The organism is Geomonas agri, from assembly GCF_020179605.1.
Taxonomy (GTDB): Bacteria; Desulfobacterota; Desulfuromonadia; order Geobacterales; family Geobacteraceae; genus Geomonas; species Geomonas agri.
In genome coordinates this window covers 696,098-718,353 of sequence record NZ_JAINZO010000002.1, presented here as the reverse complement: position 1 = coordinate 718,353, position 22,256 = coordinate 696,098, and the positions used below count along the sequence as shown (strand labels likewise).

Sequence of the window (22,256 nt, the reverse complement as noted above, 5' to 3'; positions counted from 1 at the left end):
ATCCTATGACAGTAACAAATTCTGCTCAGTGAACTGAAACCTCTGGAGGTGCTGTATGTTTGACCCCAAACAGCTCTGCATTACGGGGACAAAGATTCTGCTTCTGTTGTGTTTGATCATCTGGACGCATTCCAGCGCTCATGCGGCCAGCTTCATCGTCATCGCGAACAAGAGCGTCGTCGAAAGCTCCCTGACCCGCGCCGAGCTACAGGGCATTTACCTCGGCGAAAAGGTCAAGTGGGGCAATCGTAAGCACATCAAGATGGCGGTCCTGGAAGATGATCGGACGCTCAAGGAGTTCTTGCAGGTAATCCTCGGCAAGACACCTTCCCAGTTCGACCAGCACTGGGTCAGGATGGTGACCACGGGCAAGGCCGCCATGCCGCCGACTTTCCCCGACGCACAACAGATGATCGATTTCGTCGCCAAGACCCCCAATGCCATCGGGTTCGTCGCCTCCGGGCAGACGGGCGATGCAGTTAAAACCATTGCCATCAAGTAGGGGGGATTCCGATATGAAGAAAGCGTTGACTACGATGATGCTGCTCGCCTTTGCCGGGTCGGCCCACGCCGTGGATCTTGCCGGCGTCGAGATTCACGGTTTCGCCTCGCAAGGGTACATCAAGACCTCGCACGACAACAACTTTCCTGTCTCCAACAGTGGTCAGGGCTCGTTCAACTTCAACGACTTCGCGGTGAACTTTTCCAAGGAGGTCAACCCGGACCTGCGTGTGGGCCTACAGCTTCTGGCCATGGACCGCGGCAGCTACGGCAAAGACAAGATCACCCTCGACTGGGCCTTCGGCGATTACCGCGTCACCGACTGGCTCGGCTTCCGTGCCGGCAAGATCAAGATCCCCCTGGGGCTGTACAACGAGTCGCGCGACAACGACGCCGCACGCACCTTCATTTTCCTGCCCCAGAACGAGTACTACGACTACGAGCGCGACTCCGTGAACGCCATCACCGGCGCCAGCATCTACGGATCGATTCCTGCCTGGTCGGCGGGCACGGTCAACTACCAGCTCCAGGTCGGGACCACGCCGATCCCGCTGGACGGCGCTTCGGCCAGGAACTACTCGGCCTACATCTCGACGGTGGATGCGCCGCTGACCACCACCGAGGTGAATTCCAGTACCGCCTTTGTGCACCACCTGGAATGGAGGACGCCGGTGGGGATGCGCACCACCTTCAGCGGGCTTCATACCTCCTTCGACGGCACAGCCACCGGCATCTACACAGATCCGGCCACCTCTGCCACCACACCGGTCACCGCCAAGTGGAAATTCGATTCGTGGCACCGCTACATCCTGGGTGTCGAGTACGTCTGGAACGACCTGACGCTGGCCACCGAATACCAGAGGGACGATTACACCGTGACGGCCGATTACCAGAACCCGGCACTGGAGAACTTCACCTCCAGGCAGGCCTCGGACGGCTGGTACGCGAGCGCCGCCTACCGCTTTACCGACTGGTTCGAGTTGGGTGGGTACTACACGGAGATCTACGCGGACCGGCATCACCGCAATGGATCCACCTTCGAGGATCTAGGCGTGGGGGCTCCCTGGCAGACGTGGCAGAAGGAAAAGGTACTGACGCTTCGCTTCGACCCGGTGCGTAACCTGATACTCAAGGTGGAGGGGCACCTGATCGACGGGACCTGGAACATGTCGGAATACACCGACGCTTCCAAACGCAACTGGTACCTTCTTGCAACCAAGGCGACAGTCTTCTTCTAGGCGGGGGATTAACGGACGACCTTGAGGCTCCTGGGGTTGCAGACCACCAAGGGGTCGTCCGCCTGAACCTTGCACTTGTTACAGTAAACGATCGGCTTTGCGCCGTGCCGCTCGAACTCTTCCATCCTGCCATCCTTCTTCAGCTTGCACATGTGAGTCTTGTGCCGTGCCGGCTGCTCACACTTTTCTTTATCTCCCATCAATCATTCTCCTATCCAATGCTTTCACCCTCTCCCCTTGGGAGGGTGGTCGTCTCGGTCAGCGCACAATAAAGGGATCAAAAGCCGTACAGTGCGAGGGTGAGCAGTGCCGGAAAGATATTCACACCGGCGAAGGCAGCGCCTTCCCAGCGCTCGAAGGGATACAAGACGAGCGGCAGGCAAAAGGCGATGCACCACAGGGGGGCATGCTGTCCCGCGATCAGCCCGAAGACCGGGAGCATCAATGTCGCCGCGATCATGGCCACCAGCCACAGCACCAGGAATGGCGCCGGTCCGCGGAAGCTGCGCGGAACGAAGAGCGGCACCCCCGCCCGGCGGTAATCGTCGGCGTGCCTTTTCTGCAGCATCCAGAAGTGCGGCACCTGCCACAGGTACAGGATGCCGCAGAGCAGGACGATCCTGAAATCGGTGACTGCGCCGCCGGCCGCACTCCAGCCGATTAACGGGGGCAGCGCACCGCAGACGGCACCGACCAGCAGGGCGAACGGGGTGCGGCGCTTGAGCGGGGTATAGACGAGGAGGTACCAGAGCAGGGTGAAGAGGGAGAGGCACAGCGGTAAAAGTCCGTGGACGTTGAGCAGCAGCACCCCCGCCACGAGGGTTAGGAGGGCAATGGTCACTCCGCCTGCCAGGCCCAGTTCCCCCGCGGGGAGCGGACGCAGCCTGGTGCGATCCATGATGGCATCGAGATCGCGCTCCAGCACCTGGTTGAAGGCCGAAGCGGCACACGCCATAAGGACCACGCCGGCAAAGAGAGAAAGCGCATCCAGTTGCGGCTGGGCCCGGCACAGCAGGTACCCGCCCAGCGCCGCCATGCCGTTCATCAGGGCAAGCGGGAGCCGGAACAGCCGGTACAGACCTTTACTTGTTTTGCAAACTGCAGTTACGATCACTTGTCCCCTTCCAGGAATTCCACTATCGCCTTCACCTCGGCCTCCGGGATCTCGCTCTTGGGCATGATCGGGGGGAAGCCCTCCACAATGGCGGCGCCGGGATCGACGATCGACTCATGAAGGTACTTCTCGTCCGCCTTCACCGTCTCCGGCTTGCCGCCACGGGTAACCTTAACCTGGCTGTCGTAGAGCCCCTTGAAGGTCGGTCCCACCTTGGGGGTCCCGTCGAGGGAATGGCAGCCCAGGCAACCGTAGCGCTGCAGCAGTTCCTGCCCCTGCGCGCCCACACTGGCGGGCTTTTGGCCCAGCCACGCAGCGAACTGCTCCGGCGGCAGCGCCTCCACCGTGCTGACCATGGAGGAGTGCGCGGTGCCACAGTACTGCGAACAGAAGAGATCGTAACTGCCGGGACTGGTGGCCACGAACCACACGTGGTTCTTCATCCCCGGCACCACGTCGCGCTTGATTCTGAAGGCGGGGACGTAGAAGCCATGCACAACGTCCTTGGAGACCAGGTTCACCTGCACCGGCCGCCCCACCGGGACGTAGAGCTTGGGGCTCGTCTTGCCGTTGTCGTAGACAAACGTCCAAGACCACATGCGTGCCTCGGCCGTCACCTGCATGGCGCCCTTCGGCACGGTCCTGAGCGACAGGTAGCTGGTCCAGCCGTAGTAGAACATGCCGATCACCAGCAGGGTGGGAAGCAGGGTCCAGACCACTTCCAAAAGCGGGCTCCCCGCCACCTGCGAGGTTGGTTCCGGGTTCTTCGACCGACGGTAGCGCACCACGAATACGATCATGGTGATGGTGATCCCCAACAGGAGCACGGTGCAGGCACCGAAGAGGAACTTGAAGACCGGGTCGACTGCTTGCGTCGTCGTCAATAGCTGATTTTCCACGTTCGCCCCTTTAACGGTAGAGTACGTCGAAGAAGGTTCCCCCGATGAAGCCCGCCAGGGTGAAGAGCGCCACGAACAGGATGATCCGGAACAGGCGCGGCTCGTACTTCATGTGCATGAAGAAGGCGATGACCAGGCCGGACTTGACACTGGCGATGGCCAGCGCCGCCCAGACCTTCCAGACCCCCAACTCGACCCGGGTCACCAGGATGGTTGCCGCAGTGAGGACCAGCAGCGCCACCCAGACGGTGGCCAATTTTCCGTAACTCAGGATGTGTTCCGCGTGTTCTTCTGTCATACGTTCACTCCACAAGCGTTTGAACTGCACTCGGTCCCGGCCCCGGCACCCTTTAAAGGATCAGGTAGTAGAGCGGGAAGATGAAGATCCAGACCAGGTCGACCAGGTGCCAGTACAGGGTGACGTTTTCCAGCGTCACGTTGTCTGTCGCGTTTATCCTCTCTTTGGTCACCATCACCGCGGTCCAGCTCATCAGCACCGCGCCCACGATGACGTGGATGCCGTGCAGGCCGGTGGTGAGGTAGTAGAGGCTGAAGAATATGGACTCTCCCGGCGGCCCCGCGATCAACTTGGGGGAGTTGGGGTAGATGCCGTGGTGGATCTTGGCGCTCCACTCAAGGTACTTGATACCAAGGAAGATGAACGCGCAGCCAATGGTCCCGGAAAGAAGGCCGAGGGTGAGTTTTTTCGCCCCCGTCTTGATCGCGGTGACCGACATGGCCGCAAACAGGGAACTGGTCAGTAGTACCACCGTGTTGGTGGCCCCGTAGACCAGGTCCAGTTGGTGGCCGCCCAGCCCGAACTCCTTCGGGTAGCGGGTCAGGTAGACCGAGTAGAGGATGAAGACGCCACCGAAGAGCAGCATTTCGGTGAACAGGAACAACCACATGCCGAGCTTGGCGCCGAAACTGTCCTTTTCCAGGTGACTCATGGAACCCCCGCCCCTTTGAAATCATACGGCCCGTGGGTCACCACCGGGTCCTCTTCGAAGTTTTCCGTGGGAGGCGGTGTCGCAATACTCCACTCCAGGCTTGCCCCGCCCCAGGGATTGCCGGTGAACGGCTCCCCCTTGAAAAGTCCGCGCCACAGGTTCCAGACCACGATGGCCACCCCGGTCAGCATGATCCAGCTTCCCACCGTCGCCACGAAGTTCAGTCGGGCGAATTCCGGGAGGTAATCGTAGTAGCGTCGCGGCATCCCCTCCATCCCCAGCACCTGCATGGTGAAGTAGAGGATGTTGAACCCGATGAACATGAGCACCCAGCCGATGATGGCCGGCTTCTCTTGATAGCGGCGCCCGAAGTACTTCGGGAGCCAGTAGTGGGCCGCCGCGAAGAAGGCGAAGCCGGTGCCGCCGAACATGACGTAGTGAAAGTGCCCAACCACGAAGTGGGTGTCGTGCACGTGGATGTCAGTCGCGGCCGCGCCCAGGATCAGGCCGGAGAGTCCGCCGATAGAGAAGAGCAGGATGAAGGAGAGCGCAAAGAGCATGGGCGCTTCCAGCGAAATGGATCCCTTGTACATGGTGGAGACCCAGTTGAACACCTTGATGGCCGAGGGGATGGCCACGATGAAGGTCAGGAAGGAGAAGACCAGGATGCCCAGGTCGCTCATCCCCGAGGTGTACATGTGGTGCCCCCACACCGCCGAGCCAGCTGCCGCGATGGCGAGGCTCGAGAAAGCGATCATCTTGTAGCCGAAGATCGGCTTCCGGGAGAAGACCGGGATGATGTCGGAGATGACCCCCATGCCGGGCAGGATCATGATGTACACCGCCGGGTGCGAGTAGATCCAGAACATGTGCTGATACATGACGGGATCGCCGCCGCGGGTGGGGTCGAAGAGACCGAGGCCCAGTATCCTCTCGGTCACCACGAGCAGCAGGGTGATGGCGATGATCGGGGTGGCGAGTACCTGCACCCAGGCCGTCGCGTAGAGGCTCCAGGTAAAGAGCGGGATCCGGGTCCAGGTCATCCCGGGAGCGCGCATCCTGTGGATGGTGGTGATGAAATTGATGCCGGTGAGGATGGAGGAGAAGCCGAGCACGAAGACGCCGAAGACGGCCAGCGAGACGTTGGTCGTAGTCCGTGAACTGAACGGTACGTAGAAGGTCCAGCCGGTGTCGGGGGCGCCACCGCCCGTGAACAGCGATGTGAGCACGATGATGGCGCCGATTGCGTAGAGCCACCAGGAGAAGAGATTCACCCGCGGGAAGGCAACGTCCCGCGCCCCCAACTGTATGGGAAGCACCAGGTTCCCGAACGAGGCCGGGATCCCCGGGATGATGAAGAGAAAGATCATCACCACCCCGTGCACCGTGAACATCGCGTTATAGGTCTGCGCGGTCATGATGGTCGGTCCCGGCGCCATCAGTTCCAGCCGGATCAAGAACCCGAGGAAGGCGCCGACCAGGAAGAAGCCGAGCACGCAGTAAAGGTACATCAACCCGATCCGCTTGTGGTCGGTAGAGAATATCCAGGCTCCGATCCCGGTCTTCCCGCTATCCCGCCAAAAGCCGCCTTCCGCCATTGCCGTTTCGTGACTCATTTTTCCCCCGAACCCTGCAACGTCCTGTTAGGTGACGTTGTTGCCATTGCGCTTGTTGTTGCCGTTTTTGTTTTTCCCGCCCACGACCAGGAAGATGATGAAGCCCACCACGCAGACGATGATCGCTGTCGCGCTCACCCGCAGGATGTTGAACTCGTAGCTCTTGCTGTTGGGGTCGAAGCTGAAGCAGTAGCTAACCATCTTGCTGATGGTGGTGCCGACGCGGCCCTGGCGCGCTTCCATGAGGGCCAGCGTGACGTCCTTGGGAAGGAATTGAGTGCCGTACAGGTAGCGCACGATCATGCCGTCCCGCGCCACGATGAAGCTGACCACGGGATGCACGAAATCGTTGCCCTTGCGCTGGAAGTGAAAGCCGGCTGCATCGGTGAGCTTGTGTATGTTGGCCGCGTCGCCGGTGAGAAAGGTCCAGTTTCCCTCCGGGAACTTGCCTTTCATCACCGTCTGGTACATGTGCTTGGACTTCAGCGCCCGCTGCGGGGTCTCACGCTCGTCGAAGCTGACCGAGATCACCCGGTATTCCTTCCCCGGTTCCAACTTGATCTCGGGGAGCGCCCTGGCCAGCCCCTCCTGGAGGTAGTTACAGACGTTGGTACAAGAGTAATAGACGGGAAGGATGATGGTCGGGCCGGTGATCAGTTCCTGCAGGCGCCGCTGGCGTCCGTTCTCGTCAGTGAACACCAGGTCGAGTGGGATCTTTGCACCCAGCCGCTCATCGAGGCCCACGTTGGCGTCCGTCTGCGCCGCGCCCTCATGGTGGGCGGACGCGTCCTCCTCGCTATGGGCGCTCACGGCAGCCGGGAAGAGCAGCAGGACCGCCACCCCCACCAACACCGCACGCCTGAGAACACCAATGATACTCATCGCTTCCATTACTCCTCTCATGGGAAAAACAAGTGCTCATTATAAATCAATCTTTCTCGCTGTCCACATGAGGCGCGATAATTTCCCATGAGACATTCGGCTCCCCGTCTTTTTCCCTGTGTTGTCGGCAAGATGCCCTAAACAAGAATATTAAGCTTGACTTAATCTTCTCATACATTAGACTATGCCAATATTTTTCCTCATATGGCAGTCTGGCCGGGGACTCTCTTACGCATTCCCGGCAACAAGGAGGCCGACTATGAAGAGTTTTCCTTGCAAGATCGTGATGGCAACCATCATCCTCTCCTGTGGTTTTGTAATGCAGATCGAACAGTCGGAAAAAGTTCAGCACAGAGAGAGAAACCACCAGATCCCCAACCCCGAAGCCGCCGCCAATCTCGCCGCCGTGCAGGATCGACTGCACCAAAGCGATCGCCCTTCCTGGTAACAACGACCGATCTGGACGAGCCAGTACCATTTAACTGCGCCCTCAGATCGGGTCGCCGCAGGATCAGTTACGGATTTTTATTGTAAACAACTCGATACATTTAAAGTTTTAGTCTGGTGCAGACGATAATCTCCTTGAGTCTGAAAAGCCAAAAAAGGAGATCGTTCATGTCTTTTAGTGCCCGCCTTATCACGATCAACCTGATTGCTGTCTGTGCGACGGTCACCTCTACCATTGCTTTGGGGAACTGCGGCAATATCCTGACGATGGTGGGGGCCGGAGCCTTCATCTTTTTGATTTCCGGGCTGGCCAGCTGGTTCGTGGCCCGCTCGGAGTCGCGCGTCCTGCGGGAAATCGCCGACGCACTGGAGGCCGCGGCCCAAGGGACCCTGTCCCGCCGCGTCGAGCACATCCCCAGTGGCGAAGTCGGACGCATCGCGACCGCCTTCAACAACATGATGGGGGACTGGAACAAGACCATGCACCAGTTCTTCACGGTCACCGACCTGGTCCGGGACTCGGTCGCGCTGGTGAGCGCCACCAATGACGCCATGGCGTCCGCCGCCGAGGATGTCGCCATGCAGGCGTCCACCATCGCCACCGCCAGCGAGGAGATGTCCGCCACCTCCGCCGACATCGCGCGCAACTGCATCTATGCAGCAGAGAACGCCCACAAGGCGACCGCGGAGACCAACGCCGGCGCGGAGATCGTGAGCAACAGCGCGCGGCTCATGGAGAACATCGCGCAGCGGGTGACCTCCACCTCAACCTCGGTAGCGGGACTCGGTGAGCGTTCCGACCAGATCGGCGCCATCGCCGGCACCATCGAGGACATCGCCGACCAGACTAACCTGCTCGCTTTGAATGCCGCCATCGAGGCGGCCCGCGCCGGCGAGACTGGGCGGGGCTTCGCGGTCGTCGCCGACGAGGTGCGCGCACTGGCCGAGCGGACCACCCGCGCCACCAAGGAAATCGACAGCATGATCAAGTCGATCCAGAGCGAGACCCGCGACGCCGTCGGGGCCATGAGCGAAGGGGTGCAACAGGTGAACCAGGGAACGGCCGAGACCTGTCGCTCCGGCGAGGCGCTGAACGGGATCCTGAGCATGATCAACGACCTGACCATGCAGCTATCCCAAATCGCCACCGCCGCCGAAGAGCAGACTGCCACCACCCACGAGATCACCGGCAACATCCAGATGATCACCTCCGTGGTGAACAGCAACGTGGAAAGCGCCCGCAACACCAAGGCCGCCACCAGCAAACTGGTGCAGCAGGTGGACGAACTGCACGAGCTGGTGTCCCACTTCCAGCTCTCCGACGCCATGGTCTGGGACCAGAGCTTCGCCACCACCATCAACACCTTCGACGATCAGCACAAGAAGTTGTTCGCCATGGTGAACGAGCTGGCCCAGGCGATGCAGCACAAGCGCAGCAAGGAGGCGATCGGGTCGGTGCTGCAGCGCCTGATCGAGTACACCGGCAGCCACTTCGCCGCCGAAGAGGAAGCCTTCCGCAAATCCGGCTACCCCGAGGAGACCGCCCACGTCCAGCAGCACAAGGCGCTGGTGAGCCAAGTGCTTGTGCTGCAGGCGAAGTTCAACTCCGGCGAGACGGTGCTCACCCACGACGTCATCGAGTTCCTGCAGAACTGGCTGGTGAACCACATCAAGGGGACCGACAAGCGCTACGCCCCCCACCTCACCAAGGCCGGCGTCCGCTAAACCCGATTTAACAGGGATAAAGGGGATGAAGGGGATAACGGCAAAAATCTGGAAGCTTAGGTTTTAACACCAGGCTGGCAGGCTTTTGCTTTCATCCCCTTTATCCTTTTTGTCCCTGTTTCATTTGTTTTTGTCTCTTCCCCCTCCAATGAATTAAACCGGTTCTCCTTCCCCGCGTTTTCTGCTACATTTCTTGGGCCACTATTCTCGCCCAAGAGGTTGCCATGTCTGACAAAACCGCACTCCTGCTGCTCCAGATGGGAGGCCCCGATTCACTCGATGCCGTGCACCCTTTCCTCATGAACTTGTTCACGGATCGCGACATCATCAAGATCGGTCCCGCCTTTTTGCAGCCCTTCATCGCCCGGCGCATCGTCAACAAGCGGGCACCGGAGGTCACCGAGTTTTACCGCCAGATCGGCGGCAAGTCCCCGATCCGGGAACTGACCGAGGCGCAGGGAGCGGGACTGCAGGCGCTTTTGGGCGACCGCTTCCGTTCTTTCGTGGCCATGCGCTACTCCCGACCGACCACCATCGATGCCCTGGCGGCGATCAAGCGCGAGGGGATCAAACGCGTTGTGGCACTCTCGCTCTACCCGCACTACTCCAAGGCGACCACCGGCTCCAGCGTCAACGAACTGCAGCGGGTGCTCAAGGAGGCCAAGGGCGACTTCGAGATCATCTACATCGACCGCTTCTACAACCACCCGCTCTACATCAAGGCACTGGCCGGCAAGGTGATCCGGGGGCTTCAGAATTTCCCGGACCCCAAGGATGTCCAGATCGTCTTCTCCGCCCATTCGCTGCCCCAATCCTTCATTGACGAAGGGGACCCATACTTGGCGCACATCCAGGAGACGGTGCGGCTGGTAATGGAGCAGGTAGGCGAGGCGAGCCATCTGCTCTGCTTCCAATCCAAGGCGAGCAAAGTGAAGTGGCTGGAGCCCTCCACCGAGGCCACTATCCAGCGGCTGGCAAAAGAAGGGAAGGAGAACCTGTTGATGGTGCCACTCTCCTTCGTCTCCGACCATATTGAGACACTTTACGAAATCGATATCCAGTATGCCGAGGAGGCCAAGGCGCACGGTATCAAGCGCTTCGTCAGGACGGAATCGCTCAACTCCGACCCGATGTTCCTGGACTGCCTGGCGGACCTGGTGCGGACCACGGTAAAAGCATGAAGACCTGCAGCATCTGCAAGACCGAGTACGACGAGAACGAGCCGGATTCGCTGTACGGCGAGGCGGGAGAGTGGTTGGCAGAGGAGTTTTTCAAGGATGCCGGCGAGCTCTGCAGGAGCTGCCGCGAGAACCGCGCCCGGTTGGTGATGATGTATGGGCACGAGATGAATACCTAAAACCACAGAACCGTTAGCCACGAACCTTCGCGCTAAAGCGCTACGGTCCGCAAGCTTGGTTGTTTTTTGGAGTTTTTATGGACCGCATAACTCTGGACGGCATCAACCTGACCCTCGCCAACCCCATCGAGCTCCCCCTGCGCTGGGTGGGGGACGAGGAACTGCTCCGGCAGCTCCTGGCCGCCTGGATGGTCATCGACGAGCGTGACATCCCCTTCAACCCGCGCCTGATCGGCAAACCGGGTGTCGGCAAGACCACCCTCGCCTACGCCGCGGCGAAAAGACTAGAACGCAAGGTCTACCTGTTCCAGGCCACCATGGACACTCGCCCCGAGGACCTGATTGTGACACCGGTGATCGGCCCGGAGGGAACCATCCAGTACGCCGCGTCGTCGCTGGTCTCGGCCATGATCTCGGGCGGTGTGCTGATCCTGGACGAGGGGAACCGGATGAGCGAGAAAGCCTGGGCGTCGCTCGCGCCGCTTCTGGACGACCGCCGCTACGTGGAGTCGATCATCACCGGCCTGCGGATCCAGGCCCACCCGGACTTCCGCATCGTGGTGACCATGAACGAGGACTCCTCCACCTTCGAGGTGCCGGAGTATATCCACTCCCGCCTGCAGCCCCAGCTCTTCATCGACTTCCCGGAGGCGGAGGAGGAACTGGCCATCCTGAAGGAGAACCTCCCCTTCGCCAGCACCTCCATTCTCAACTATGTCGTGCAGTTCCTGCAGCGCGGCCACGCGGCGGACGAGCCGTACTCGGTGCGCGACGGCATCAACATCGCCCGCTACGCCCTGAAGATGATGACCGCTACCGAGAAGGACCCGCGCGAACTGCTGCCGCTCGCGGTGGAGCGGATCCTGGGCGAAGAAGCGCTGCGATACTTGAAATAGGAGTTCGTCCTCTACCCTCGCCCTTTGGGAGAGGGTGGCCGCAGGCCGGGTGAGGGCGACGCGATGAAGCACCCTGAGCTGGCAGCATCCCTCACCCCTGCCCCTCTCCCGGAGGGCGAGGGGGTGGACCCACGGCTATGCACCCTAACTAACTTATGCCCGACCGACTCTACCTGGAACAATTCGGCAACGTCCACGCCCTCCCCATCTTGCACTACCGGATGGAATTCGCCCACTTGGTGCGTGAGGCATTCGAGACGGTGAAGCCGGACTGCATCGCGTTGGAGCTCCCGCAGACGCTGGAGCAGCAGTTCCTGCGCGGCGTGCGGCGCCTGCCGGAAATCTCGGTCCTCGCCTACCACGTCGCCGCCCAGTCCGTATTCCTCATTATCGAACCGGCCGATCCGCTCATCGAGGGCGCGCGACTCGCCCTGGAAAACCAGGTTCCGCTGCACCTGGTCGACATCGACCTCGATTCCTACCCTTCCCACCCGGAACAACTCCCCGATTCCTACTCGGTACAGCGCATCGGCCTGGAACCGTTCTACCGCGAGGTCGCGAAGCTGTACCGGGAGATCCCGCCCGGCGAGGAGGACCTGCGCCGGGAGCGCGGCATGGCCTACCGCTTGCGGCAGCTTTCTGCGCAGCACGAGCGCATCCTCTTCATTTGCGGCATGGCGCACCTGGAGCGGATCCGGCAGGATTTCGACACACCGCAGGCCCAGCCCCTGACCCGCACCCGCCGCGAAGGGATCACCATCTTCAACCTGCACCCGGAATGCTGCCACGAGGTATTGGCAGAGTATCCCTTCCTTTCCGCCCTCTACGAGACCAGGCGCTCTCCCCTCCCCCCTGAACCCGCCCCGGGCGGCCCATCGCTGCGAAAGAGCTTCAACGCTTTCGAGTTGATCCTGGGTGGGAAGCAGAATATCCCGGAGGAGGAGGCCCTGGCAGAATCGGTTCAGAGGAGCGCGCATCGCATCGGGCCGGAGGGGGAGTTGCCGGATCGGCAGAAGATCATACTGCGGCTCTTCCTTGAATCGGCCCGGCACTACCGGCAGGAGACCGGTGACAAGGTGCACTTCTGGCAGAAGCGCGCTTTCTTCCGCTTCGCCCGCAACTACGCCCTGCTGTCGCGCATGCTGCTGCCGGACCTGTTCCAGATGCTCGCCGCCGCGCGCGGTTGCCTGGACGACAACTTCGCCTACGCCTTCTTCCGGCTGGCCGCCCACTATCCCTGGCAGCGCGACGTCGCCGACATCCCCACCCTGCGCCTCTCCGCCGCCGAACTCTGGTCAGCCACCAAGCGCATCCGGTTCCGCCCGCGCGAACAGGTGCGCGCCAAGGGGCTGTCGCGGCTCAAGATGATGAACCGCAAAGAGGAGAAGCGGCCCGGGGACTGGCTGGAGGGGTTCGACGACCCGTACATCTGCTCCTACCCGCCCGAAGATCTCAACATCGAGGAATATGGCCGCAACCTGAAGCGGATCGGGGCCCGGCAGTTGAGCGAGGAGGCCAGCAAGTCCGAGCCGTTCAGCTCGTCGCTTTTGGACGGCATCGACATGCGCGAGACGCTGCGCAACGTGCACGAAGGAAAGATCTACGTCCGGGAGAACAAGCGGCTTAAGAGTGGCGTGGGATGCGTGGTGGTGATCCTCGACGAGGACAAGGAAGGGGCGAAATACCCGTACTGCATGACGTGGCTGGGCGAACATGCCCAGGAGTCCGATATGGCCTTCTACGCCACCCCGCCCACCGACAACATCGTCGGTCCCGGAATTTCGCGCTGCGAGTACGGCGGATTTTTGTTGAGCTACCCGCCGCGGCGCATGGTGGACGTCTGGCACGATCCTGACTATCGGTACGCGCTCAGTAAGTCCGAGCACCTGCTGATGGCGGCACTCGATTATTCATTGGAGAAGGACGTAGTGTATGCCGCCGCCAAGTCGCCGCGGAGTTTCCTGAAGCAGCACGCCGCGCGGCTGGGAAAGAGGATCATCTACCTGCCGCTCGGGAGCCTCTCGCCCGTGGCGTTAAAGAAGCTTCGCGCCTTCCACATCCTCTATGGGCGGGACAAGCGGGATATCGCCAAGGATTATATTTGGTAGCTGGGTAGAGTAGGTACTTTCCCCCTCCCCCGGAGGGGGAGGGCTAGGGAGGGGGACGCTTTTTGTTCCTGCCGTAATTGACTTCCGCCCTCCGCATCAACACCTCGTAGATCCTTTCCAGCACCCCTTCCAGGTTCACAAACACCTCATGGTTCCAAACCCTTAAAACAAAAACGCCCTGCGCCTCAAGGAAGTTGGTTCTTCCTCGATCGCGCAGGGCGTGCCTGGTTTCGTTGTGCTGTCCACCGTCCAGCTCCACGGCGAGTCTTGCCTCTGGACAATAAAAATCCAGAACGTACTTCTCGACAGGATGCTGACGCCTAAACCTGAATCCACCCAATTGTTTCCGCCGCATACAGTACCAGAGCAACTGCTCTGCGTCGGTCATGTGTTGCCGTAGCGCGTGAGCGGCCTGCAACAGTTCGGCGGGAAGTGGAGCGGGAGCGAAAAAGGATTTCTCGTCTGCATCCATGGTTTTTCCCCCTCCCCAACCCTCCCCCTCCGGGGGAGGGAGCAGAGACGAAGCACACAGAAGCATAACTGAGATGTCTGTACCGGCAACACCTATCCCTTCCTCAACACCCTCTTATCACCCATCCGGATGGTGAGTTTCTCCTGGTCGAAGTACTCCAATAGCGGGATCATGAACTTCCGGGAAAGACCGGTGATGTCGCGGAACTCGGGTGGGGTAATCTCACCCTTCTCCTTCAGGTGCGCCACCAGCTTGTCACGCAACTCGTTGACGGCGCCGGGAGCATAGAAGATGTCCCCCTTGATCTTGGCCACCCGCCCCTCTCGGAACATCATGTTGGCGTGATCGAGCACCTGCTTCTCGGTCGCGCCGACCAGATCGCAGAGTTCCTTCAGAGTGGGGGGCTCGAACCAGGCCTTGGTGAGCGCCTCCTCGAGGGCGCGCTGCACGCTCGCCTGGTCCTGGGTAACGCCAACCTTGCGCCCGGGGAGCTTCACCAGTTCCCGATCTGAGAGCGCCAGCCCGTCCTTCTCCAGGCTCGCCAACACGGGTCCGAAGAAGCGCGCATCGCTACGCCTGGGTATCCGGGACTTCAGCTCCTCCTTGCCGATACCTTCCTGCATCTGGTTTTCCTGGAGGTAGTCGTGTAACTCCTCGGAAAGCTTCTGCTTCAACTGTGCGAAGGCATCCTTACTAAGGAAGATGCGCGGCTCCTTGACTACCTGGAGCACCGCACCGCTCGATAGCAGAGGGGCGAGGGCGGATTCTATTCTCTTTCCCGACATGCCGGAGCGGTTCACCATCTCCTGGATTGAAATGCCGGACAGCAGCGACGACTCAACCAGCAGCCTGATCCTCTCCTGGTCCACGCCGGATTCGGCGGCCTCCAAAAGCGCCAGCGCCTCGGCGGAACGGCGACGGCGGCGCGGCGGAGCGGGGTCAAGAACGGTGCCGCCGCCCAAGGTGGCCTGCGGCGAGTAGGTGCGCAGTACGAACGGGTCGCCCGGCAAGAGCAGTACCGGATGGTCGAGACGGAGCTGCACGTAGGCGCTGTCACCTGGCTGAAGGGTATCCCTGTCGAACAGGATCACCTTGGCGGGAACCTCGTAGGTGGCGGAGTGCAGCCGGACGCCGGCGCGGTGCTTCAATTCCTTGCCCATCGAGGCGAGATAGTTGAGGCGGACGTCGACGGCGCTGGTCGGCTTGTAGAGCCCTTTGGGAACTACGACGTCGCCGCGCTGCACGTCGGCGTGGTCTACGCTCTGGAGGTTGACCGCGAGCCGTTCGCCCGCGCCACCCTTCTCCACTTTGGAGCCGAAGGACTGCACGCCGCGCACGCGGCAGGCAATGCCGGAGGGAAGGATTTCCACCTCGTCGCCGACCGTCACGGCACCCGAGAGGAGCGTGCCGGTGACCACAGTGCCGAAGCCGGTCACGGTGAAGACGCGGTCGACCGGGAGCCGAAAAGGGGAATCGACCCGTTTCTGCTCGATCTCCTTCGCCATCTTCGTGAGTTCCGCCTTCAGATTGTCGATCCCCTCGCCGGTGCGGGAGGAAACGGCAACGATGGGGGCGCCAGCGAGAAAGCTCTCGGAGAGATAATCCCGGACCTCTTCGGTGACCAGGTCGAGCCAGTCCGGTTCCACCATGTCCTTCTTGGTGAGCACCACGATGCCGCGCTTCACGCCCAGCAACTGGCAGATCTCCAGGTGCTCGCGGGTCTGGGGCATGATCCCCTCGTCCGCCGCGATCACCAGCAACACCAGGTCCATGCCGCCCACGCCGGCGACCATGGTACGCACGAAGCGCTCGTGGCCGGGAACGTCGACGATGCCGAAGCGGAGGTCTCCCGCGAGTTCGAGGTGGGCGAAGCCGAGCTCGATGGTGATGCCGCGGGCCTTCTCCTCCTTGAGGCGGTCCGTATCCACGCCGGTCAGCGCCTTCACCAGCGAGGTCTTGCCATGATCTATGTGTCCGGCGGTGCCGAGAATGAGATGCTTCATGTGGTGCTCCGCGAAAAAAGTGCTTCTTATATCTCAATTTTTGAATGAAAGGTCAATGTTTCTATCTTCCCGTTCCCTCTCCCGTTGGGAGACGGTGGCCGTAGGCCGGGTGAGGGAGATGCCACGGGCAACACCGTGAATATCATATGGCATGGGCGGAGCTGGCAAGCGCCCTCACCCCTGCCCCTCTCCCGAAGAGCGAGGGGGTGGACTGCAGTGATTAATCCTTGAACTGCAGCTGGTAAAGCCGGTAGTAGAGCCCCTGCGCGGCCATCAGCTCGGCGTGGGTCCCCTCTTCGGCCTTCTCGCCGCGGTGGATGACGACGATACGGTCGGCGTCGCGGATGGTGGAGAGCCGGTGCGCGACCACCAGCGTGGTGCGTCCCTGCATCAGCCCTTCGAGTCCCTGCTGGATCAATCGCTCGCTGGCCGTGTCCACGCTCGCCGTCGCCTCGTCCAACACCAGGATTTCGGGATCGAAGGCCACCGCGCGGGCAAAAGAAATTAACTGGCGCTCGCCAGCCGAGAAGTTCACTCCGCGCTCGCGCACTTCCTCGTCGTACCCCTTGGGCAGTTCCCGGATGAAACGATCCGCGCCAACCACGGCCGCCGCCTGCTCCACCCTCTTGAGCGCCTCGGGGTCCCCGAGGGAAATGTTGTAGGCGATGGTGCCGGAGAAGAGATAGGGATCCTGCAGCACGACGCCGATGCGCTTGCGCAGCGCCGGAAGTTGCAGCTCGCGGATGTCGGTCCCATCGATGGTGATAGACCCGCGCTCGACGTCGTAGAGCCGGGACAGGAGCCTGGTCACGGTGGTCTTGCCCCCGCCGGTCTCCCCCACCAGCGCCACTTTCTCACCGCGCTTCATCTGTAGGGAAAACCCTTTCAGAACGTAATCGCGGTCTTTGTAAGCGAACCAGATGTCATTGAAGCAGATGCTCTGCAACGCATGGGTCGGGGTGCCCTCGGATGCCTGCGGCATCCCGCTCGCCACTGCGGAGATCGGCACCGGTTCGGGCTCGCGGTCGTCGTTGTCCAAAAGCGCGAAGATGCGCTCAAGCGAGGCCATCGCCCCCTGCATGATGGAATACTTGGCCGACAGGTCGCGGATCGGTGAAAAGAACTTCTCTATGTACTGGATGAAGGCGACCAGCGAGCCGAAGGAGAGCGTTCCTTTGACGATTTCGCCGCCGCCGTACCAGATGATCAGCGCCACGGCGACCGAGGAAAGGGATTCCACCACCGCGTAGAGCGCCGCGTCCCAGGTGATCACCGGGAGGTTGGCCTCCACGTAAGAGGCGTTCAGCCTTTGGAACTCCTTGGCCTCGTCCCGCTCGCGGTTGAAAAGCTGCACCACCGCCATGCCGCCGATGCTCTCGGCGAGGAAGGCGGATAGGTTGGCCTGGCGGGAGCGCACCTGGCGGAAGGCGAGCCGCATCCACTTGCGGAAAGCGAAGGCGACCCAGATCAGCACTGGCAGCACCGAGAAGGTGACCAGCGACAGCCGCACGTTCATCCAGAGCATGATGCCGACGATCCCCGCCAGCACCAGGATGTCGCCGACCACGGTCACGATCCCGGCGGCGAACATCTCGCCTAGCACCTCGATGTCGCTGGTGAGGCGGGACACGAGGCTGCCGACGGGGGTCTGGTCGAAGAAGCGGGTGGAGAGGCGTTGGATGTGGCTGAAAAGCTTGACCCTGATGTCGTACATGACCCGCTGCCCCACCCACTGCAGCAGGTAGACCTGGGTGAACATGAGGATCGATTCTGCGAAAATAACGGCCAGGAAGGCCGCGGCCAGGGCGGGTAGCCCCTCCATGCGCCCCTTCACGATGTGTTCGTCGATGGCGACCTTGATGATCCAGGGCTGGGCGAGTTTGGAGGCGGCGATCAGGGGGAGCACCAGGAGTGCCGTGACCAGCCTGCGGCGGTAGGGGAGGATGTAGGCGACAAAGCGCCCCATCAGGCGCCGGTCGTATACCTTGCCTACCGTTTCATCCTCGTATATCCCGCCAAAGTGCATATCGTTCCTTTGCAGCTAGATGATCAGTTCCAACTCCCTCACCCCGGCCCTCTCCCGGAGGGTGAGGGAGAATGGACCGAAGTCCCGGCGGGATGATGAACCAGAAATTGCGTTTGCTCGCTTGGCGTCCATCCCCTCGCCCTTCGGGAGAGGGGCGGGGGTGAGGGCTGCTTTTAAAGCCTTTCTATCTCCGCCTTCAGCTGTTCTTCCCTGTGGATCGCCGCGTAGCGGCCGCCGAGTTCCAGGAGCTCCGCGTGGCTCCCCTGTTCGACGATGCGGCCCTGCTCCAGCACGATGATCTGATCGCAGTTGCGCAGCGGCGAGAGCCGGTGCGACACGATGAGCACGGTCCTCTTACCGTAGTAACCGGAGAGCGCGGAGAGAATCTCCTCCTCGGTATCGGCGTCGACTGCAGAAAGGGGATCGTCCAGTATCAGGACGCTCGGCTCCTTGATGAGAGCGCGGGCGATGGAGACGCGCTGCTTCTGCCCACCGGACAGCGTCACCCCGCGCTCACCCACCAGCGTGTCCAACCCCTGCGGGAACCGCGTCAGGTCTCCCGACAGCCCCGCGATCCTGGCGGCACGCTCGATCTCTTCCCGGGTCGCCCCCGGTTTGCCGTAGCCGATGTTGTCGGCGATGGTACGGGAGAAAAGAAAGGTCTCCTGCGGGACGAAGCCGACCGCCTCGCGGATGCGCTTGAGCGGGAGCCGGTTCAAGTCAATGCCGTCGATGAACAGCGTCCCCTCCGCCACCGGGAAGAGGCGCGGAATCATACGCACCAGGGTGGACTTGCCGCTCCCCACTACGCCGACGATGCCGATGCGCGCCCCTTGTGCGATCTTCAAGTCGATGCCGCGCAGCATCTCGGCACTGCCGTAGCTGAAGCTGAAGTTGCGGTACTCGATCTCTCCCCTGATCTGCCCGGGGTCAATGGGCTGCTCCGGTTCGACCACCTGGGGGTGCGCGTTCAGGATCTCGCTCAGCCGGGTCATCGACGCCGCTCCCCGCTGCACCAGGTTCAATATCCAGCCGAACATGATGGTCGGCCACACCAGCATGGCGAGGTAACCGTTGAAGGCGACGAAGCCGCCCAGCGTGAGCTCGCCGCGAATGACCTGGTTGCCGCCAACGAAGAGGATAACCAGGGTGCCGATGGCTCCGGTCGCCGCCATCACCGGCAGCATCAGCCCGCGGATCTTGGCCATGGCCATGCTGGCTTCGCTGTAGCTGTCGCACACAGCGCCGAAACTTTCGATCTCACCGTCCTCGCGGCAGTAGGCCCGCACCACGGCCGCGGCGGAGACGTTCTCCTCCACACGGGTGGTGAGCCGCGCCAGCGCCTCCTGGGTCCTCTTGGAAATACGGAACATGGAGGCGCTCATCTGTTTCACGATCAGGATCATTATCGGGAAGGGGAGCACGGCGCACAGAGTGAGAAACGGGGAGATCCGGGTCAGCAGGATCAGCGATGCGGTGTAGATCACCACGGTGTTGAGCAGGCTCAGGACACCGAAGCCGAGCAGCATCCTGACGTTGGTGAGATCGTTGGCGAGCCGGGACAGGATGTCTCCGGTACGCCAGTTGGAGAAGTAGGTGCGGTCGAGGGTGAGCAGGTTGGCGTAGAGGTCCTCGCGCAGCTCGTACTCGATACGGCGGCCGGCATTGAGCAGAGTGGTGCGGGAAAAGACGCGGATGACACCCTGCGCCACCGCGGCCGCGGCAATCATGGCGCCGTACTGGGCGGGGGTGTAGCCAGCTTTGGCGGGAGTCTGCAACGCCTCGATAGCCAGTTTCAAGAGCCACGGGATAGCGAGGCCGCACAGGTTGGTCCCCACCAGCAGCAAGGCTCCCAGCAGGTAAGCCCCCCGGCGGGTACGCATGTAGCGGTATAGTCTTCTCAATTCGCCGATGGCTCACCTCATGGATAACGCCTCGACAGTATTATTACATTTCGTTTTTTCTGTCAAAGTATTTGCCGATTCCAATAATTTACGCTCTTTGTTTTAAAAAAACGTAAACACGCTCTTTTGACCCCGTCAAACGCCTGTGCAGCGAGATTTTCCCCGTATCTGAATTTTCTAACCATTTCTTGCGCTACTTCAAGTACTTCTGGCGCGAATGATAACAAAGGCTCTCTTGTTCTAAAATTTCACTTTTTGCAGCGATTTTCTCACTTACAGGACCCGCAGAAAAGCCCATTTATCCATGCTTTTTCATAAAAGCCCTTCTTTTTCAGACAGTTTGGTGAAAAACAATTGCTTGCTTTTTTGTTTTAAAATGGCGTATAGTCCATTCCAATTTTTCGTATGACAGAAATTTCCACGTTTTTAAAACAACGTTCTTCGGCATGACGGTTTCCCGTTACAAAGGGCTTGCCCTTTCACTTTCATTGGGCGTATGATTTCGATCTGTTTATTAACAAAATGGTCCCCGACCATGAACCAGTCACGAGGTCCGCAGTGAAAAACAAGTTGATGCACCTCTCCAACGAGACCATGAACATCGGGTTCGTGAAGAAGGTGGAGGCACTGTCCGGCAGTTCGGTCCGGCGCTGCTTCCAGTGCGGCAAATGTTCGGCCGGCTGCCCCATGTCCACCTTCATGGAGCATCCGCCCAACCGGGTGGTGCGCCTGCTGCAGTTGGGGCAGGGTCAGCGCATCCTCGCCGGCCGCTCAATCTGGTACTGCGCTTCTTGCGAGACCTGCACCACCCGCTGCCCCAACAAGGTCGATCTCGCCGCCATCATGGATGCGCTCAGAAAACTCTCCTGGGACGCCGACGGCCCCTCCAAAGAGAGCTACGTGCAGCTCGCCAACCGTCTCTTTATAGAGAACATCCGCACCTACGGCCGCCAGTATGAACTGCGCCTGGGCGCCGCCTTCAACATGAAGAGCGGACAGTTCCTCAAAGACCTCATGCTCGGACCAAAGCTGATCTCCAAAGGAAAGCTGAAGATGTTCCATTCCAAGAACAAGAACATCGCGGAGATCGAAGGGATCTTCAAGCGGATCGAGGAGATGCGCAAGAAAGGGGAGGCGCTGTGACACCTGGCAAGAAACGTCTTAGTTATTCCTATTACCCGGGGTGCTCGCTGCACGCTTCCGGGCGCGAATACGATATCTCCACCCGGGCGCTGTTCAAGGCGCTCAACGTGGGGCTAAAAGAAGTGCCGGACTGGTTCTGCTGCGGCGCCACCCCCGCCCACAACGTGGACGAGCTCCTGTCGTTGTCGCTCTGCGCCAAGAACCTCTCACTGGCCGAAGAGGTCGAGGGGGACCTGGCCGTCGCCTGCGCCGCCTGCTTCTCGCGTCTGAAGACCACCCAGCACCACTTGAAAGAGGACGACAGCAAGAGAAAGCAGGTCGAAGTCGCCATCGACGGCCCGGCCGCCCTCAACAAGCCGGTCAAGCACATCATGGAGATACTCGCCCGCGAGTACGGCCTGGCCAAGCTCGAAGAAAGCGTCAAGAAGCCGCTTTTGGGGCTCAAGGTCGCCCCTTACTACGGCTGCCTCTTGACCCGTCCGCCTGAGGTGCCGGAACTGGACGATTGCGAAGATCCGAGCATCATGGAGGACCTCCTGCGCGCGCTGGGGGCAGAGCCGGTCAAGTGGAGCCACCGCATGGAATGCTGCGGCGCGAACTTTACCCTGTCCCGCCCCGGCGTGGTACTCAAGCTCTCCAACGCCATCCTCGAATCCGCGCGCATCGCCGGCGCGGACTGCATCATGGTGGCTTGCCCCTTGTGCCACGGCAACCTGGACATCCGCCAGAAGGAGATCAAGGAAGCCTACGGCGCTCCCGACTCCACCCTGTTCGGCAACATCTTCGGCTCCGAGCTGCACGGTGGCAGTGCCCCCGACCAGCGTGACCTCCCCATCTTCTACGTCACCCAGCTCGCGGCGCTCGCCATGGGCGTGGCCTCGGAGAGCCTCGGTTTCGAGAGCGTCATCACCGACCCGAAACCGCTGTTGAGAGATAAACAGCTGCTCTAGCCTGACGGCGGCAGCGAACGATTGA

Annotated in this window: 21 protein-coding genes; 10 read left to right on the top strand and 11 right to left on the bottom strand. The window is 61.0% G+C overall.

Annotated features, from left to right (window positions below; translation table 11 throughout):
- Positions 1-55 precede the first annotated feature (55 nt).
- Both K7R21_RS14615 and K7R21_RS14610 read left to right on the top strand, forming a co-directional pair.
- On the top strand, positions 56-502 hold the full coding sequence (locus K7R21_RS14615; RefSeq protein ID WP_224984023.1) for a type 2 periplasmic-binding domain-containing protein: 447 nt from the start codon (positions 56-58) through the stop codon (positions 500-502).
- 13 nt (positions 503-515) lie between these two features.
- Positions 516-1,739, top strand: coding sequence for a YjbH domain-containing protein (locus K7R21_RS14610; RefSeq protein ID WP_224984022.1), 1,224 nt, complete (start codon positions 516-518; stop codon positions 1,737-1,739).
- A gap of 8 nt (positions 1,740-1,747) precedes the next feature.
- On the opposite strand, the gene K7R21_RS14605 is transcribed toward K7R21_RS14610, so the two are convergent.
- The 7 genes from K7R21_RS14605 to K7R21_RS14575 all read right to left on the bottom strand — a co-directional run bounded on the left by K7R21_RS14605 (position 1,748) and on the right by K7R21_RS14575 (position 7,200).
- Positions 1,748-1,939: a hypothetical protein gene (locus K7R21_RS14605; RefSeq protein WP_224984021.1), complete on the bottom strand. Its 192-nt coding sequence runs from the start codon at positions 1,937-1,939 to the stop codon at positions 1,748-1,750.
- 77 nt (positions 1,940-2,016) lie between these two features.
- Complete coding sequence (locus K7R21_RS14600; protein WP_224984908.1) at positions 2,017-2,784, bottom strand: protoheme IX farnesyltransferase; 768 nt, start codon at positions 2,782-2,784, stop codon at positions 2,017-2,019.
- 65 nt (positions 2,785-2,849) lie between these two features.
- Positions 2,850-3,752, bottom strand: a complete 903-nt coding sequence (gene coxB / locus K7R21_RS14595; RefSeq protein ID WP_224984020.1) for a cytochrome c oxidase subunit II — start codon at positions 3,750-3,752, stop codon at positions 2,850-2,852.
- Between the two features lie 10 nt (positions 3,753-3,762).
- Complete coding sequence (locus K7R21_RS14590) at positions 3,763-4,050, bottom strand: cytochrome C oxidase subunit IV family protein (RefSeq protein ID WP_224984019.1); 288 nt, start codon at positions 4,048-4,050, stop codon at positions 3,763-3,765.
- Positions 4,051-4,102: 52 nt separating this feature from the next.
- A complete protein-coding gene (locus K7R21_RS14585; RefSeq protein WP_224984018.1) occupies positions 4,103-4,702 on the bottom strand; it encodes a cytochrome c oxidase subunit 3 family protein in 600 nt (199 codons plus the stop codon).
- Complete coding sequence (gene ctaD, locus K7R21_RS14580) at positions 4,699-6,318, bottom strand: cytochrome c oxidase subunit I (RefSeq protein WP_224984017.1); 1,620 nt, start codon at positions 6,316-6,318, stop codon at positions 4,699-4,701. The genes K7R21_RS14585 and ctaD overlap by 4 nt, the downstream gene beginning before the upstream one ends.
- A 27-nt stretch (positions 6,319-6,345) precedes the next feature.
- Positions 6,346-7,200 (bottom strand): SCO family protein, encoded by an 855-nt coding sequence (locus K7R21_RS14575; RefSeq protein WP_224984016.1) that lies wholly within the window; start codon positions 7,198-7,200, stop codon positions 6,346-6,348.
- A gap of 259 nt (positions 7,201-7,459) precedes the next feature.
- On the opposite strand from K7R21_RS14575, the gene K7R21_RS14570 reads away from it, so the two are divergent.
- The 6 genes from K7R21_RS14570 to K7R21_RS14545 all read left to right on the top strand — a co-directional run bounded on the left by K7R21_RS14570 (position 7,460) and on the right by K7R21_RS14545 (position 13,733).
- Positions 7,460-7,648, top strand: a complete 189-nt coding sequence (locus K7R21_RS14570) for a hypothetical protein (RefSeq protein WP_224984015.1) — start codon at positions 7,460-7,462, stop codon at positions 7,646-7,648.
- 167 nt (positions 7,649-7,815) lie between these two features.
- Positions 7,816-9,372 (top strand): bacteriohemerythrin, encoded by a 1,557-nt coding sequence (locus K7R21_RS14565; protein ID WP_224984014.1) that lies wholly within the window; start codon positions 7,816-7,818, stop codon positions 9,370-9,372.
- Positions 9,373-9,596: 224 nt separating this feature from the next.
- Positions 9,597-10,553 (top strand): ferrochelatase, encoded by a 957-nt coding sequence (hemH, locus tag K7R21_RS14560; RefSeq protein WP_224984013.1) that lies wholly within the window; start codon positions 9,597-9,599, stop codon positions 10,551-10,553.
- Positions 10,550-10,729: a hypothetical protein gene (locus tag K7R21_RS14555; RefSeq protein ID WP_217286675.1), complete on the top strand. Its 180-nt coding sequence runs from the start codon at positions 10,550-10,552 to the stop codon at positions 10,727-10,729. Before hemH ends, K7R21_RS14555 begins: the two co-directional genes overlap by 4 nt.
- A 77-nt stretch (positions 10,730-10,806) precedes the next feature.
- On the top strand, positions 10,807-11,625 hold the full coding sequence (locus tag K7R21_RS14550; protein WP_199393207.1) for an AAA family ATPase: 819 nt from the start codon (positions 10,807-10,809) through the stop codon (positions 11,623-11,625).
- A gap of 155 nt (positions 11,626-11,780) precedes the next feature.
- Positions 11,781-13,733, top strand: a complete 1,953-nt coding sequence (locus K7R21_RS14545; protein WP_224984012.1) for a TraB/GumN family protein — start codon at positions 11,781-11,783, stop codon at positions 13,731-13,733.
- Between the two features lie 43 nt (positions 13,734-13,776).
- Here the strand turns inward: K7R21_RS14545 and K7R21_RS14540 are convergent, their stop codons facing one another.
- From K7R21_RS14540 to K7R21_RS14525, 4 genes are all read right to left on the bottom strand, one after another.
- On the bottom strand, positions 13,777-14,205 hold the full coding sequence (locus K7R21_RS14540) for an endonuclease domain-containing protein (RefSeq protein WP_224984011.1): 429 nt from the start codon (positions 14,203-14,205) through the stop codon (positions 13,777-13,779).
- 92 nt (positions 14,206-14,297) lie between these two features.
- A complete protein-coding gene (selB, locus tag K7R21_RS14535; RefSeq protein WP_224984010.1) occupies positions 14,298-16,208 on the bottom strand; it encodes a selenocysteine-specific translation elongation factor in 1,911 nt (636 codons plus the stop codon).
- Positions 16,209-16,428: 220 nt separating this feature from the next.
- The gene (locus K7R21_RS14530; RefSeq protein ID WP_224984009.1) at positions 16,429-18,234 is read right to left on the bottom strand and encodes an ABC transporter ATP-binding protein; all 1,806 of its coding nucleotides are present in this window, start codon (positions 18,232-18,234) and stop codon (positions 16,429-16,431) included.
- Positions 18,235-18,407: 173 nt separating this feature from the next.
- Complete coding sequence (locus K7R21_RS14525) at positions 18,408-20,117, bottom strand: ABC transporter ATP-binding protein (RefSeq protein WP_224984907.1); 1,710 nt, start codon at positions 20,115-20,117, stop codon at positions 18,408-18,410.
- Between the two features lie 579 nt (positions 20,118-20,696).
- On the opposite strand from K7R21_RS14525, the gene K7R21_RS14520 reads away from it, so the two are divergent.
- Together K7R21_RS14520 and K7R21_RS14515 are read left to right on the top strand one after the other, a co-directional pair.
- Positions 20,697-21,281, top strand: a complete 585-nt coding sequence (locus K7R21_RS14520) for a 4Fe-4S dicluster domain-containing protein (RefSeq protein ID WP_183344161.1) — start codon at positions 20,697-20,699, stop codon at positions 21,279-21,281.
- Positions 21,278-22,231, top strand: coding sequence for a CoB--CoM heterodisulfide reductase iron-sulfur subunit B family protein (locus tag K7R21_RS14515; RefSeq protein ID WP_224984008.1), 954 nt, complete (start codon positions 21,278-21,280; stop codon positions 22,229-22,231). Before K7R21_RS14520 ends, K7R21_RS14515 begins: the two co-directional genes overlap by 4 nt.
- The last annotated feature ends 25 nt before the right edge of the window (positions 22,232-22,256 follow it).

Excerpts from the sequence above, each read along its gene's own strand:
- K7R21_RS14600 (WP_224984908.1), bottom strand. The coding sequence starts at position 2,784 with ATGAACGGCATGGCGGCGCTGGGCGGGTACCTGCTGTGCCGGGCCCAG.
- hemH (WP_224984013.1), top strand. The coding sequence starts at position 9,597 with ATGTCTGACAAAACCGCACTCCTGCTGCTCCAGATGGGAGGCCCCGAT.
- selB (WP_224984010.1), bottom strand. The coding sequence starts at position 16,208 with ATGAAGCATCTCATTCTCGGCACCGCCGGACACATAGATCATGGCAAG.
- K7R21_RS14530 (WP_224984009.1), bottom strand. The coding sequence starts at position 18,234 with ATGCACTTTGGCGGGATATACGAGGATGAAACGGTAGGCAAGGTATAC.
- K7R21_RS14540 (WP_224984011.1), bottom strand. The coding sequence starts at position 14,205 with ATGGATGCAGACGAGAAATCCTTTTTCGCTCCCGCTCCACTTCCCGCC.
- K7R21_RS14590 (WP_224984019.1), bottom strand. The coding sequence starts at position 4,050 with ATGACAGAAGAACACGCGGAACACATCCTGAGTTACGGAAAATTGGCC.
- K7R21_RS14555 (WP_217286675.1), top strand. The coding sequence starts at position 10,550 with ATGAAGACCTGCAGCATCTGCAAGACCGAGTACGACGAGAACGAGCCG.
- K7R21_RS14565 (WP_224984014.1), top strand. The coding sequence starts at position 7,816 with ATGTCTTTTAGTGCCCGCCTTATCACGATCAACCTGATTGCTGTCTGT.
- K7R21_RS14615 (WP_224984023.1), top strand. The coding sequence starts at position 56 with ATGTTTGACCCCAAACAGCTCTGCATTACGGGGACAAAGATTCTGCTT.
- K7R21_RS14585 (WP_224984018.1), bottom strand. The coding sequence starts at position 4,702 with ATGAGTCACCTGGAAAAGGACAGTTTCGGCGCCAAGCTCGGCATGTGG.
- K7R21_RS14570 (WP_224984015.1), top strand. The coding sequence starts at position 7,460 with ATGAAGAGTTTTCCTTGCAAGATCGTGATGGCAACCATCATCCTCTCC.
- ctaD (WP_224984017.1), bottom strand. The coding sequence starts at position 6,318 with ATGAGTCACGAAACGGCAATGGCGGAAGGCGGCTTTTGGCGGGATAGC.
- K7R21_RS14610 (WP_224984022.1), top strand. The coding sequence starts at position 516 with ATGAAGAAAGCGTTGACTACGATGATGCTGCTCGCCTTTGCCGGGTCG.
- K7R21_RS14525 (WP_224984907.1), bottom strand. The coding sequence starts at position 20,117 with ATGCGTACCCGCCGGGGGGCTTACCTGCTGGGAGCCTTGCTGCTGGTG.
- K7R21_RS14550 (WP_199393207.1), top strand. The coding sequence starts at position 10,807 with ATGGACCGCATAACTCTGGACGGCATCAACCTGACCCTCGCCAACCCC.
- K7R21_RS14605 (WP_224984021.1), bottom strand. The coding sequence starts at position 1,939 with ATGGGAGATAAAGAAAAGTGTGAGCAGCCGGCACGGCACAAGACTCAC.
- K7R21_RS14575 (WP_224984016.1), bottom strand. The coding sequence starts at position 7,200 with ATGAGTATCATTGGTGTTCTCAGGCGTGCGGTGTTGGTGGGGGTGGCG.
- K7R21_RS14545 (WP_224984012.1), top strand. The coding sequence starts at position 11,781 with ATGCCCGACCGACTCTACCTGGAACAATTCGGCAACGTCCACGCCCTC.